The 12,951-nt window shown below is 62.2% G+C and carries 11 protein-coding genes; 8 read left to right on the forward strand and 3 right to left on the reverse strand.

Features of this window, described 5'->3' with window-relative positions:
- Positions 1-30: 30 nt before the first annotated feature.
- The 5 genes from xerD to IB249_RS13090 all read left to right on the forward strand — a co-directional run bounded on the left by xerD (position 31) and on the right by IB249_RS13090 (position 5,447).
- A complete protein-coding gene (xerD, locus tag IB249_RS13070) occupies positions 31-927 on the forward strand; it encodes a site-specific tyrosine recombinase XerD (RefSeq protein ID WP_192305264.1) in 897 nt (298 codons plus the stop codon).
- A gap of 273 nt (positions 928-1,200) precedes the next feature.
- Entirely contained in the window at positions 1,201-1,932 is a 732-nt protein-coding gene (dsbC, locus tag IB249_RS13075; RefSeq protein WP_192305266.1) for a bifunctional protein-disulfide isomerase/oxidoreductase DsbC, read from the forward strand.
- Positions 1,933-2,066: 134 nt separating this feature from the next.
- A complete protein-coding gene (locus IB249_RS13080) occupies positions 2,067-3,371 on the forward strand; it encodes a homoserine dehydrogenase (protein ID WP_192305268.1) in 1,305 nt (434 codons plus the stop codon).
- 65 nt (positions 3,372-3,436) lie between these two features.
- Positions 3,437-4,846: a threonine synthase gene (gene thrC, locus IB249_RS13085; protein ID WP_192305271.1), complete on the forward strand. Its 1,410-nt coding sequence runs from the start codon at positions 3,437-3,439 to the stop codon at positions 4,844-4,846.
- A 316-nt stretch (positions 4,847-5,162) separates the two neighbouring features.
- Complete coding sequence (locus IB249_RS13090; RefSeq protein WP_192305273.1) at positions 5,163-5,447, forward strand: DUF3509 domain-containing protein; 285 nt, start codon at positions 5,163-5,165, stop codon at positions 5,445-5,447.
- A 174-nt stretch (positions 5,448-5,621) separates the two neighbouring features.
- Here the strand turns inward: IB249_RS13090 and IB249_RS13095 are convergent, their stop codons facing one another.
- Both IB249_RS13095 and IB249_RS13100 read right to left on the reverse strand, forming a co-directional pair.
- Positions 5,622-6,470 (reverse strand): TIGR02285 family protein, encoded by an 849-nt coding sequence (locus tag IB249_RS13095; protein ID WP_412548004.1) that lies wholly within the window; start codon positions 6,468-6,470, stop codon positions 5,622-5,624.
- A 73-nt stretch (positions 6,471-6,543) separates the two neighbouring features.
- Positions 6,544-7,743 carry a CaiB/BaiF CoA transferase family protein gene (locus IB249_RS13100; protein WP_192305277.1) on the reverse strand — a complete coding sequence of 400 codons (1,200 nt, stop codon included), beginning with the start codon at positions 7,741-7,743 and terminating at the stop codon, positions 6,544-6,546.
- Between the two features lie 146 nt (positions 7,744-7,889).
- On the opposite strand from IB249_RS13100, the gene IB249_RS13105 reads away from it, so the two are divergent.
- The 3 genes from IB249_RS13105 (at position 7,890) to IB249_RS13115 (ending at position 11,573) form a co-directional block, all read left to right on the forward strand.
- Positions 7,890-8,432 carry a YaeQ family protein gene (locus IB249_RS13105; protein WP_192305279.1) on the forward strand — a complete coding sequence of 181 codons (543 nt, stop codon included), beginning with the start codon at positions 7,890-7,892 and terminating at the stop codon, positions 8,430-8,432.
- A 58-nt stretch (positions 8,433-8,490) separates the two neighbouring features.
- Positions 8,491-10,200 carry a single-stranded-DNA-specific exonuclease RecJ gene (gene recJ, locus IB249_RS13110; protein ID WP_192305281.1) on the forward strand — a complete coding sequence of 570 codons (1,710 nt, stop codon included), beginning with the start codon at positions 8,491-8,493 and terminating at the stop codon, positions 10,198-10,200.
- A 266-nt stretch (positions 10,201-10,466) separates the two neighbouring features.
- Positions 10,467-11,573 (forward strand): NADH:flavin oxidoreductase/NADH oxidase, encoded by a 1,107-nt coding sequence (locus IB249_RS13115; protein WP_192305283.1) that lies wholly within the window; start codon positions 10,467-10,469, stop codon positions 11,571-11,573.
- Positions 11,574-11,630: 57 nt separating this feature from the next.
- Here the strand turns inward: IB249_RS13115 and IB249_RS13120 are convergent, their stop codons facing one another.
- A complete protein-coding gene (locus IB249_RS13120; RefSeq protein ID WP_192305285.1) occupies positions 11,631-12,752 on the reverse strand; it encodes an OpgC family protein in 1,122 nt (373 codons plus the stop codon).
- Positions 12,753-12,951 lie beyond the last annotated feature (199 nt).

Genomic DNA, 12,951 nt, shown 5'->3' on the forward strand with positions numbered 1-12,951 from the left:
ACCGTATTGCCGGTTTTTGCCTGAGCCTCTATGCCTGCCATTGATCATCCACTGATAGACCAGTTTCTCGATGCGCTGTGGCTGGAGAAAGGTCTTTCCGATAACACCCGTGATGCCTATCGCAGCGACCTGGCACTGTTCAACGGCTGGTTGCAGGATAAAAACCTGGAATTGATCAACGCCGGTCGCGAGTTGATCCTCGATCACTTGGCCTGGCGCCTGGAGCAGAACTACAAGCCGCGTTCCACGGCGCGTTTCCTCTCCGGCGTGCGGGGCTTCTATCGCTATCTGCTGCGGGAAAAGCTGATCGCGGTCGATCCGACGCTGCGTGTGGACATGCCGCAACTGGGCAGACCGTTGCCCAAATCCCTGTCGGAAGCGGATGTGGAAGCGCTGTTGAAGGCGCCTGACCTGAGCGAAGCCATCGGCCAGCGTGATCGTGCCATGCTCGAAGTGCTCTACGCCTGTGGTTTGCGAGTGACGGAACTGATCAGCCTGACGCTGGAGCAGGTCAACCTGCGCCAGGGCGTGTTGCGGGTGATGGGCAAGGGCAGCAAAGAGCGGCTGGTGCCCATGGGGGAGGAGGCGATTGTCTGGGTCGAGCGCTACCTGCGCGATGGCCGTGGAGAACTGCTGGGCGGCCGTCCGAGCGACGTGTTGTTTCCCAGCCAGCGCGGTGAGCAGATGACGCGCCAGACCTTCTGGCATCGCATCAAGCATCAGGCCAAGGTCGCCGGGATCGGCAAATCGCTGTCGCCGCACACCCTGCGTCATGCCTTCGCCACCCACTTGCTCAATCACGGTGCCGACTTGCGGGTGGTGCAGATGCTGCTCGGCCACAGCGACCTGTCGACCACCCAGATCTACACCCATGTTGCCCGGGCGCGGCTGCAGGACCTGCACGCCAGGCATCATCCGCGGGGGTGAGCGCTGGTCCCCAGTGGGAGCGGGCTTGCTCGCGAAAGCGGTGTATCAGATACAAATTACGTGACTGACACACCGCTTTCGCGAGCAAGCCCGCTCCCACAGACAAGCTGTTCCTCATGGCAATTGATCGTTCGCCAGCGCCTTGTATCACCGGCATTCGGCCCTGCGGCCCTTATGTGGTAGGCTTTGCCGGTTTGCACGATGGGCGATTATGACCCGGTGTTTCGGCACGGGCGTTCTGATCGTCCCATTTGTCCGCCTTCAGGAGTTCTCATGCGTCTGACCCAGATTTTCGCCGCCGCAGCCATTGCGTTGGTCAGCACCTTTGCCGTCGCCGATGACGCGGCCGACAAAGCCATCCGTAAAAGCCTGGAAAACCTCCAGCTCGAAGTCCCGGTAGAAAGCATTTCCGCCAGCCCCTTGCCCGGCCTGTACGAAGTCAAGCTCAAGGGCAGCCGAGTCCTCTACGCCAGCGCCGACGGCCAGTACGTGGTGCAGGGCTACATGTTCCAGCTCAAGGACGGCAAGCCGGTCAACCTGACCGAGAAGACCGAACGCCTGGGCATCTCCAAGCTGATCAACGACATCCCGGTTGCCGAAACCGTGGTCTACCCGGCCATCGGCGAAACCAAGTCGCACATCACCGTGTTCACCGACACCACCTGCCCGTACTGCCACAAACTGCACGCCGAAGTGCCTGAGCTGAACAAGCGCGGCATCGAAGTGCGTTACGTCGCGTTCCCGCGCCAGGGCCTGGGTTCGCCAGGTGACGAGCAACTGCAGGCGGTCTGGTGCTCGAAAGACAAGAAAGCGGCCATGGACAAGATGGTCGATGGCAAGGAAATCAAGGCCGCCAAGTGCGACAACCCGGTTTCCAAGCAGTTTGCCCTCGGCCAGTCGATTGGCGTGAACGGCACGCCGGCCATCGTTTTGGCCGACGGTCAGGTGATTCCGGGCTATCAGCCTGCGCCACAAGTCGCCAAACTGGCACTGGGCGCGAAGTGATTTCGCATCGCCAGGGCATGGTCCTGGCGGTCATGGTCCGGTGGCAGTATTGGCCGGACCATCAATAGAGAGCCGCGAACCTGCGGCTGTTTTCACGGCCGGCCTCGTGTCGGCCGTTTTATGGGGAGTTCACAGTGAAACCGGTCAAAGTAGGCATCTGTGGGTTAGGGACCGTCGGTGGCGGAACCTTCAACGTACTTCAGCGCAACGCCGAGGAAATTGCTCGTCGTGCCGGGCGTGGGATCGAAGTGGCACAAATTGCCATTCGCACGCCAAAGCCTCAGTTCCAAACGACCGGTATTGCGATTACCACCGATGTCTTCGAAGTGGCCACGAACCCTGAGATCGACATCGTCATAGAGCTGATGGGCGGCTATACCGTTGCCCGCGAGCTGGTACTCAAGGCCATCGAGAATGGCAAGCATGTGGTCACCGCGAACAAGGCGCTTATCGCCGTTCACGGTAATGAGATTTTCGCCAAGGCGCGCGAGAAGGGCGTGATTGTCGCGTTCGAAGCGGCCGTGGCCGGTGGCATTCCGGTGATCAAGGCGATCCGTGAAGGCCTGTCTGCCAACCGTATCAACTGGGTGGCGGGCATCATCAACGGCACCGGCAACTTCATCCTGACGGAAATGCGCGAGAAGGGTCGCACCTTCGAAGACGTGTTGGTCGAGGCCCAGGCACTGGGGTACGCCGAAGCGGATCCAACCTTCGACGTCGAAGGCATCGATGCAGCGCACAAGCTGACGATCCTGGCGTCCATCGCGTTCGGTATCCCGCTGCAGTTCGACAAGGCCTACACCGAAGGCATCACCAAGCTGACCACCGCTGACGTGAACTACGCCGAGGCGCTGGGCTACCGCATCAAGCACCTCGGCGTGGCGCGCAGCACTGCCGCCGGCATCGAGTTGCGCGTGCACCCGACGCTGATCCCGGCCGATCGCCTGATCGCCAACGTCAACGGCGTGATGAACGCGGTGATGGTCAACGGCGATGCTGCCGGCTCGACCCTGTTCTACGGTGCGGGTGCCGGCATGGAGCCGACCGCTTCGTCGGTGATCGCCGACCTGGTTGACGTGGTTCGCGCCATGACTTCCGATCCGGAGAACCGCGTGCCGCACCTGGCCTTCCAGCCGGATTCGCTGTCGGCCCATCCGATCCTGCCGATCGAAGCCTGCGAAAGCGCCTATTACCTGCGCATCCAGGCCAAGGACCATCCGGGCGTACTGGCCCAGGTGGCGAGCATCCTGTCGGAGCGTGGCATCAACATCGAATCGATCATGCAGAAAGAAGTCGAAGAGCATGACGGCCTGGTGCCGATGATCCTGCTGACCCACCGTGTGCTGGAGCAGCGCATCAACGACGCGATCGCCGCCCTGGAAGCCCTGGCTGGCGTAGTCGGCCCGGTGGTGCGGATCCGCGTCGAGCACCTGAACTAAGCCGTTATCGTTCACCGGGCCCGTCAGCGGCCCGGCTTTGCGAACACTGTCCATTGGAGTCAGTCATGCGTTACATCAGTACCCGCGGCCAGGCACCGGCCCTGAATTTCGAAGACGTCCTGCTGGCCGGTCTGGCCACTGACGGCGGTTTGTACGTCCCGGAAAACCTGCCCCGTTTCACCCAGGAAGAAATCGCTTCCTGGGCCGGCCTGCCGTATCACGAGCTGGCTTTCCGCGTCATGCGCCCGTTCGTGACCGGCAGCATTCCGGACGCCGATTTCAAGAAGATCCTGGAAGAAACCTACGGGGTCTTCGCCCACAGCGCCGTGGCCCCGCTGCGTCAGTTGAACGGCAATGAATGGGTGCTGGAGCTGTTCCACGGCCCAACCCTGGCGTTCAAGGATTTCGCCCTGCAACTGCTCGGCCGCCTGCTCGACTACGTGCTGGAAAAACGCGGTGAGCGCGTGGTGATCGTCGGTGCGACCTCCGGCGATACCGGTTCGGCCGCCATCGAAGGCTGCAAGCACTGCGAAAACGTCGACATCTTCATCCTCCATCCGCATAACCGGGTGTCGGACGTGCAACGTCGACAGATGACCACTATCTTCGGTGAGAACATCCACAACATCGCCATCGAAGGCAACTTCGATGACTGCCAGGAAATGGTCAAGGCCAGCTTCGCCGACCAGAGCTTCCTCAAGGGCACGCGCCTGGTGGCGGTGAACTCTATCAACTGGGCGCGGATCATGGCCCAGATCGTCTACTACTTCCACGCCGCCCTGCAGTTGGGCGGTCCGGCGCGCTCGGTATCGTTCTCGGTGCCGACCGGCAACTTCGGCGACATCTTCGCCGGTTACCTGGCGCGCAACATGGGCCTGCCGATCAACCAGTTGATCGTTGCCACCAACCGCAACGACATCCTGCACCGCTTCATGAGCGGCAACCAGTACGTCAAGGAAACCCTGCACGCCACGTTGTCGCCGTCGATGGACATCATGGTGTCGTCGAACTTCGAACGCCTGCTGTTCGACCTGCACGGTCGCAACGGCGCGGCGATCGCGGGCCTGATGGACAGCTTCAAGCAGGGTGGCGGTTTCAGTGTCGAGCAGGAGCGCTGGACCGAAGCCCGCAAGCTGTTCGACTCGTTGGCCGTGGATGACGCGCAAACTTGCGAAACCATCGCCGAAGTATTCGAGCAGACCGGCGAAGTGCTGGACCCGCACACCGCCATCGGCGTCAGGGCCGCACGCGAATGTCGCCGCAGCCTGGACATCCCGATGGTGATCCTGGGCACCGCACACCCGGTCAAGTTCCCCGATGCGGTGGAGAAGGCCGGCGTTGGCAAGGCGCTGGAACTGCCTGCGCACCTGGCGGACCTGTTCGAGCGTGACGAGCGCTGCACCGTGCTGCCCAACGAGCTGAAAGCCGTGCAGGCCTTCGTCAGCCAGCATGGCAATCGCGGCAAGCCGTTGTAACCGGCGTCCACCGACATCGCGGGCTTTCCTCGCCCCCTGTGGGAGCGAGCCTGCTCGCGATTGCGGTGTGTCAGCCTGACATTCCTTTACTGACAGCCCCTCATCGCGAGCAGGCTCGCTCCCACAGAGGGAGGCATCCGTCCTCCCGACCAGCGCCACGCCGCTGTTTTTTCCCTGTCATATTCCCCATGCATCCTCCTTGGACCAGAGACGCAGCTTCGCGCTCTGCATCCCGAACTTTCTTCTCGTGCCGGCGGTCATTTACTGTAGACACGCCCCTGGCACTTCGTTTTCGGACTATTGAGTGGTGATCGAGATGGAAAGTATCTGCCTATTGCTCGGTGAGGCTCTGAGCCCGTATCAGGTGACATTGACACCGTCAGGCACCCATGGCGAATGCCTGGTGACCTTGAAGAGCGCCACCGGCGCTATCGTCGTCGAACGACCTTTCAACCAGGCTCAGTTGACCGACAAGCGTTTGCTCACCGATGTGGTCGACGGTTTGCACCGCGATCTGATGATTGCCGAAGGGCGCCTGGAACCCTGTGTGATTGCGGCGTTGCGCAATGCCGCACAGGAAAAGGTCGTGGCTCGCGCTTAAGTGAATTTTCTTTCACGGGAACCTTCCCGGCCCAACGCCGGTCAGAGTTTGTAACAGCAGGATCAAGCATTGTGCTCCGGTGCTTGGCGCTTGCTGCCACTGGTCTTGATATAGGCCACGTTTAACCCCGAGTCGTCTCCCCACTTCTCGGGGTTTCTTTTTGCCCGCGATTTGTCACGGCCGCCCTTGTTGCTCGAAATACGCCCTGGATTCCTCCAGGTAGGCGCTGCGACTTTCCGGGTCCAGCCATGCAGAGTAGGCCTCGCTCAAATGCTGGTGAGGCAGTTTGCGCAGCAACTGGTTGATCTCGCTGATTGCCTGCCGGCCCTTGGGCGTGTCGGTACAACCGATGTACCCCGACAGGTACTTTTCCGCACCCCGGATCGGATAAAACTGCAGCTCATCCTCCGCAATACCCTGCTGTTGGGCCTGATAGCGAATCTCCGGGCGGTAGCCCAGCAGGAAGCGCAAACGACCCAGGCGCTGCATCTGCAGCAGGCTGCCCAGGGCATCGTTGCCGTAGTGCGGGGTCAGCGCCTCGGCCGGCGCCCGTTTGAGCAACGCATCCAGGTACTCGCCATAGTTGCGTTCGGCAATCACGCCCAATTGCTCGCGACCGCTGGCCAGCAATTGCGCCAGGTCCACTTCGCCGTCATGCAGGTAGGGGGCAATCACTTCATGATCGACCCGGCGCACGGCCAGGCCGTTACTCATGGCACGAAACACCGGGATGGAAAACGCGATCCAGCGCTCGCGCTCCCGGCTCCAGTTCAAGGCCGCATCGCACGTCAGGGAAGGCTCGTGGAGCATTTGCAGGGCGCGGGCGCGATTGACCCGCATCAGGACATGCCGGTATTGCGGCATGTCTGCGGTCAACAGGGGCAACAACTGGTCGATCACGCCCTGGCCCTTTTTCGGCCCTTCGAAAATCGTCAGTGGGGGCAGGTCGCGCAAGAGCCAGATCAGGGTTTCCCTGGGTTGGGCCATGGCCGAAGGCACCGGGCCGGCGAGCAGCCAAGCCATCGCGAACGTGCATGCGACCTTCACACCCCACGACAAGTTGTGCGGGGTGAGGGGCGCAAGCGGGCGCCTCAGCTTAGATGGCCCCGTCTTTGCGCAGCTGTGCGATCTGTTCCGTGTCGTAGCCAAGATCGTTGAGTACCTGCACATTGTGTTCGCCCAACTGCGGCCCGACCCATTGCGAAGTGCCAGGTGTCTCTGAGAGTTTCGGCACGATTCCCGGCATCTTGAAATCTTTGCCATCCGGCAGCTTCGCCTTCAAGAACATTTCCCGCGCCAGGTATTGCGGATCGCTGAACATGTCCTCGGCACTGAAGATCCGGCTGGCGGGCACCTCGGCCTGATTCAACTGCTGCATGACCGTGTCCAGCGGCAGCGAGTTGACCCAGCGATCGATGACCCCATAAAGCTCGTCCCGGCGGCTGTCGCGCCCGTCGTTGCTGGCCAGCGTCGGGTCGTTGGCCAGGTCTTCGCGGCCGATGACCCGCATGAAGCGCTTGAAGATCGCGTCGCCGTTGGCGCCGATCTGCACGTGCTTGCCATCGGCGCTGGTGTGGATCGACGACGGCGTGATGCCCGGCATGATGTTGCCGGTACGTTCACGGATGAAACCGAACACGTCGAACTCCGGGACCATGCTTTCCATCATGGCGAAGATCGCTTCGTACAACGCCACATCGACCACCTGGCCGAGGCCGCCGTTGACTTCGCGATGACGCAGCGCCATCAGCGCCCCGATCACGCCCCACAGCGCGGCAATCGAGTCACCGATGGAAATCCCGGTGCGTACCGGTGGCCGGTCCTCGAAACCGGTGATGTAGCGCAGACCGCCCATGGACTCGCCGACGGCGCCGAAGCCTGGCTGATCCTTCATCGGGCCGGTCTGGCCGAACCCCGACAGGCGCACCATGACCAGCTTCGGGTTCAGCGCGTGCAGGACATCCCAACCCAGGCCGAGCTTCTCCAGGACACCGGGGCGAAAGTTCTCGATCAGGATGTCCGCCTCGCCCAGCAGTTTTTTCAGGATCGCCAAGCCCTGCGGGTGTTTCAGGTTCAGGGTCAGGGACTTCTTGTTCCGTGCCTGGACGAACCACCAGAGGGAAGTGCCTTCGTACAGCTTGCGCCATTTGCGCAATGGATCGCCGCCATCGGGAGACTCGATCTTGATCACTTCGGCACCGAATTCACCGCAGATGCGCGAGGCAAACGGCCCGGCAATCAACGTGCCCAGTTCGATGATTTTCACCCCTGAGAGGGGTTTGGCGGATAACGACATGCTGAATCCTGTAGGACAAGGCTTGGCTGATAGAGCGTTTTAGCACAGCCAACCGTCCGGCGTGCAAGGTTGATGGTCAGCAATTCGTTGAATGCCCGTCGCATCGGTTAGACTTGCCGCCTTTCCACGTATCAAGAAGCCCGTTCATGGCCCAGCCGTCCACGACCTACAAGTTTGAACTGAACCTCACCGACCTCGACCGCAGCATCTACGAGTCAGTGAAGCAGACCATCGCCCGTCATCCGTCGGAAACCGAAGAACGCATGGCCGTGCGCCTGCTGGCATACGCCCTTTGGTACAACGAACAGCTGTCGTTTGGCCGCGGTCTGTCGGACGTTGATGAGCCGGCGCTGTGGGAAAAGAGCCTGGACGATCGCGTCCTGCACTGGATCGAAGTCGGCCAGCCGGACGTCGATCGCCTGACCTGGTGCTCGCGCCGTACCGAACGCACCAGCCTGCTGGCCTACGGCAGCCTGCGTGTCTGGGAAGGCAAGGTGATCCCGGCGATCAAGAACCTGAAGAACGTGCACATTGCGGCCGTTCCGCAGGATGCCCTGGACATTCTGTCCAAGGACATGCCACGGGTGATCAAATGGGACGTGATGATCAGTGACGGGACGATTTTCGTGACCGACGACCGGGGTCAGCACGAAGTCCAGTTGCAGTGGCTGAGCGGCGAACGCGGCTGATTTTTCAGCGTATCGTCCGGTTTTATCCTACGTATCCAAGAGAAGCACCTGTCACCCCATGCGCATCGAACCTCGCCTGTTGCCCGAAACCCTGCCATTCCTCGGTGATCTGCCGCCGCTGCTGACGCGTCTGTACGCGGCGCGGGGCGTGCAGACCGAGGCTGAACTGGACAAGAGCCTGGCACGGCTGATTCCGTTTCAGCAGCTCAAGGGCATCGACGCGGCGGTCGATCTGCTGGTGACGGCCCTGGAGCAGCGCCAGCGGATTCTGATCGTCGGCGACTTCGACGCGGACGGCGCCACGGCCAGTACCGTGGGCACGTTGGGCCTGCGCCTGTTGGGCGCCGCGCATGTCGACTACCTGGTGCCGAACCGTTTCGAGTACGGCTACGGCCTGACACCGGAAATCGTCGAGGTGGCGCTGACTCGTGGGCCGCAGCTGTTGATCACCGTGGACAACGGCATCTCCAGCGTCGAGGGCGTGGCGGCAGCGAAGAAGGCCGGGCTCAAGGTGCTGGTCACTGATCACCACTTGCCGGGCGACGAGCTGCCGCTGGCCGATGCCATCGTCAATCCTAACCAGCCCGGTTGCGACTTTCCGAGCAAGGCACTGGCCGGTGTCGGGGTGATTTTTTATGTGCTGATGGCCCTGCGCGCGCGGTTGCGCAGCCTCGGCTGGTACAACAGCCAGCCGCAGCCGAATATCGGCGAGTTGCTCGATCTGGTGGCGCTGGGCAGCGTCGCCGACGTGGTGCCGCTGGATGCCAATAACCGGATCCTGGTGCACCAGGGCCTGGAGCGGATTCGCGCCGGGCGTGCGCGGCCGGGGATCAAGGCGATCCTCGAAGTCGCCAAGCGCGACCCTGCGCGCATCACCTCCACCGACCTGGGGTTCATCGTCGGTCCGCGCTTAAATGCGGCGGGGCGCCTGGATGACATGAGCCTGGGCATCGAGTGCCTGCTCACCGAGGATGCCGCTGTCGCGCGGGACATGGCCGCCCAGCTCGACGGCATGAACCAGGACCGTAAATCCATCGAACAGGGCATGCAGCGCGAGGCGCTGGCTCAACTGAAGGATTTGCCGGTGGAATCGATGCCGTTCGGCCTGTGCCTGTTCGACCCCGAGTGGCACCAGGGGGTGATCGGCATCCTGGCGTCGCGCATGAAAGAGCGCTATTTCCGCCCGACCATCGCCTTTGCCGATGCCGGCGACGGCCTGCTCAAGGGCTCGGGGCGCTCGGTCCAGGGGTTTCACATTCGCGACGCCCTGAGCGTGGTCGCGGCGCAGCATCCCGACCTGATCAGCAAGTACGGCGGCCACGCGATGGCGGCGGGCCTGACGCTGCCCGAAGCGAATTTCCCGCTGTTCGCCGAAGCCTTCGACGCCGAAGTGCGCCGACAATTGCGCGAAGAAGACCTGACCGGGCGCCTGCTGTCGGACGGTACGCTGGCGGTCGAGGAGTTTCACCTCGAGCTGGCCCGTGCCTTGCGCCATGCCGGCCCTTGGGGCCAGCACTTCCCGGAGCCGTTGTTTCACGGGGTGTTCCAGCTGGTGGAGCAGCGTGTGGTTGGCGAGCGGCACCTCAAGGTGGTGCTCAAAAGCGAGTGCGGCTCGGTGAAGCTCGATGGCATCGCGTTCGGCATCGACCGCGATATCTGGCCGAACCCGACGATCAAATGGGTCGAACTGGCCTACAAACTCGACCTCAACGAGTTTCGCGGGGTTGAAACCGTACAGCTGATGATTGCCCACATCGAGCCGCGTTAAGCCATCGCGAGCCGGCTCGCCCCCACGGGATTTGCATGTGCCACGTGGAAGCGAGCCGGCTCGCGAAGCGATTTCCGTCCCGCGAATTCCGCGGAACCCTCCGCCATCCCCCATTGTCGACTAGGCTCTAAGCACTGCTTGATTGGCCTTGTGACGTCTTGTCGAATTGTTTGCCCGCGGGGGCGGGTGCTGCGCCTTCTTTCCTGTCACTCGTCGACTTGTCAAACAGAACCCTGGAGCCTGACCACTGATTCGAGAGGTGCCCCATGAGTCTGCTGCTTGAACCCTACACCCTTCGCCAACTGACCCTGCTCAACCGCATCGCGGTGTCGCCAATGTGCCAGTATTCCAGCGTCGATGGCCTGGCCAATGACTGGCACCTGGTGCACCTTGGCAGCCGTGCAGTGGGCGGCGCCGGGCTGATTTTTACCGAAGCCACGGCCGTGACGGCCGATGGACGCATCACCGCGCAAGACCTCGGTTTGTGGAATGACCAACAGATCGAACCGCTGCAACGCATCACGCGTTTCATTGCCGCCCAGGGGGCTGTCGCGGGCATCCAGCTGGCACACGCCGGACGCAAGGCGAGCACCCATCGCCCATGGATCGGCAAACACGGCAGCGTCAAGCCCGAAGACGGCGGCTGGACCCCGGTCGGTCCGTCGCCCATCGCCTTCGACCCGCAACACACGCAACCCAAGCCGCTGGATGAAGGTGAAATCGCCGAGGTCATCCAGGCCTTCGTGGTGGCGGCACAACGTGCATTGACCGCCGGTTTCAAGGTGGTCGAGGTCCACGCCGCGCACGGTTACCTGCTGCATCAATTTCTCTCGCCGCTGAGCAACCAGCGGCGCGATCAATACGGTGGTTCGTTCGAAAACCGCATTCGTCTGGTGTTGCAAGTCACCGAAGCGGTGCGTGCGGTGTGGCCCGAGGAGCTGCCGGTGTTTGTCCGTGTCTCGGCCACCGATTGGGTCGAGGACGGCTGGAACCCAGATGAAACCGTGGAACTGGCGCGACGCCTGAAGGACCTGGGGGTGGACCTGATCGACGTGTCCTCGGGCGGCACGGCGGCCAACGCGGAAATTCCCACGGGCCCCGGCTACCAGACCCGTTTCGCCGAGCGGGTGCGCAAGGAATCCGGCATGGCCACCGGCACAGTCGGGATGATCACTGAACCGGCCCAGGCCGAGCACATTCTGCGCACGTGCCAGGCCGACATCATTTTCCTGGCCCGCGAACTGTTGCGCGATCCGTACTGGCCGCTGCACGCGGACGACGACCTGGGCGGGCGCAAGGCGGTCTGGCCGGCGCAGTACCAACGCGCGACCCACCGCGATCAGCCGATCCATGAGGCGGATTTGCGCGATTGATTGAATCGACACAACTCCGGCCGGGCTCCCCTGTAGGAGCAAGTTTGCTCCTACAGTTCAGGCCGGTACGGCGTGCGTGCGATTCAACCGCTTGTTGAACTCCAGCCACGCCCCCAGCAGGGCCATCAATCCGGCGCCCACCAGTGCAGTGAATATCTGCATGGCAAACGCGTCGTCGGTCATGGCGTTGATCATGTCGGCCAGCGGAGCCAGCAGTACCCCGAGGCAGAAGATTTCCAGGGAGTAACGCCCCATGCGACAGGATTGTTGCGCCAGCCAGTTTTGCGTCCAGCCGGTGTCCGGCAGCAGCCTGGCCGTGACATACGCCATGGCCAGGAAATGCAGAAGCCGCACGGGGGACAGGTCGGTCTTGCTGATCGGGTACAGCAGGTTGCTCAGCCAGGCTGGCATCACGGCGTCGTGTATTTCCGGCCAACGCCAGGAGAGGGTGATCACACCGGTGATGACCACGTACAAAGCCGCGCTGACAAATAACGGCTGACGGGCCAGCGGCCGGGTATCGGGCAAGCGCGCCTGCTGGCCGTGGCTGGCCGCGGCACCGCCGAGCACGAACAGCAACTGCCAGACGACCGGGTTGAAGTACCACACGCCATCCTTGATGGCCGCCAGGTTCCAGCCGAACCACGGCGCCAGCAGGTACACCGTCAACGACACCGCCACCGCGATCCAGGCCTTGTGCACCAGCAGCGGCAGCGCCAGCGGCAAACCGGCCAGCAACACGATGTACAGCGGCAGTGGGTCCATGAGGTTCGGTTTGAAGCGCAGCAGCAGTTCATCCGTGAGGGCCTGCTGCGGGTTGGTGATGAAATGCTGCATGCCCATTTCTTCCACCAGGTCCCGGGTTTCCACGTGGCTGTTGGCGAAGAACACGATGCCCATCAGCATCGCCAGAAGGAAAATGTGCACCACGTAGAGCACCCAGGCGCGGCGCAGGATTTTCAGGCAGGCGAACAGGTAACCGTCGCGCTTGAGGATTTTCCCGTAGGCCAGGACGGCGGCATAACCGGCCAGGAACACGAATATCTCGGCGGCGTCGCTGAAACCGAAGTTGCGCGGGGTGATTTGCCCCAGGGGGTTGTGCGGAACGTGATCCCAGAAGATGAAGATCAGCGCCAGGCCGCGGAAAAAGTCGATTCGGTGATCGCGTTCAGACGTCATGACAGCGGGCTCGTGAACGGGTGTTGATGTGAAGATTGCGCAGCGCCAGTGTCGCGCGCCGCACATAGCGGCGCGCAGGGTGGCGTGATTCGCCAATAAATGCAAAGTGGGGATATTACGGGATGTTGAAATGTTGTTTAACCGCTGGTCCGAAAACGACCATGACCTGTGATTTCTGACAGTAGACAGGCGCGCCTGG

The organism is Pseudomonas sp. PDM04, from assembly GCF_014851765.1.
Taxonomy (GTDB): Bacteria; Pseudomonadota; Gammaproteobacteria; order Pseudomonadales; family Pseudomonadaceae; genus Aquipseudomonas.

What these genes read in the sequence shown, in the direction of transcription:
- xerD (WP_192305264.1), top strand. Translation starts at nt 31, where the DNA reads ATGCCTGCCATTGATCATCCACTGATAGACCAGTTTCTCGATGCGCTG.
- dsbC (WP_192305266.1), top strand. Translation starts at nt 1,201, where the DNA reads ATGCGTCTGACCCAGATTTTCGCCGCCGCAGCCATTGCGTTGGTCAGC.
- thrC (WP_192305271.1), top strand. Translation starts at nt 3,437, where the DNA reads ATGCGTTACATCAGTACCCGCGGCCAGGCACCGGCCCTGAATTTCGAA.
- IB249_RS13090 (WP_192305273.1), top strand. Translation starts at nt 5,163, where the DNA reads ATGGAAAGTATCTGCCTATTGCTCGGTGAGGCTCTGAGCCCGTATCAG.
- IB249_RS13095 (WP_412548004.1), bottom strand. Translation starts at nt 6,470, where the DNA reads ATGGCTTGGCTGCTCGCCGGCCCGGTGCCTTCGGCCATGGCCCAACCC.
- IB249_RS13100 (WP_192305277.1), bottom strand. Translation starts at nt 7,743, where the DNA reads ATGTCGTTATCCGCCAAACCCCTCTCAGGGGTGAAAATCATCGAACTG.
- IB249_RS13105 (WP_192305279.1), top strand. Translation starts at nt 7,890, where the DNA reads ATGGCCCAGCCGTCCACGACCTACAAGTTTGAACTGAACCTCACCGAC.
- recJ (WP_192305281.1), top strand. Translation starts at nt 8,491, where the DNA reads ATGCGCATCGAACCTCGCCTGTTGCCCGAAACCCTGCCATTCCTCGGT.
- IB249_RS13115 (WP_192305283.1), top strand. Translation starts at nt 10,467, where the DNA reads ATGAGTCTGCTGCTTGAACCCTACACCCTTCGCCAACTGACCCTGCTC.
- IB249_RS13120 (WP_192305285.1), bottom strand. Translation starts at nt 12,752, where the DNA reads ATGACGTCTGAACGCGATCACCGAATCGACTTTTTCCGCGGCCTGGCG.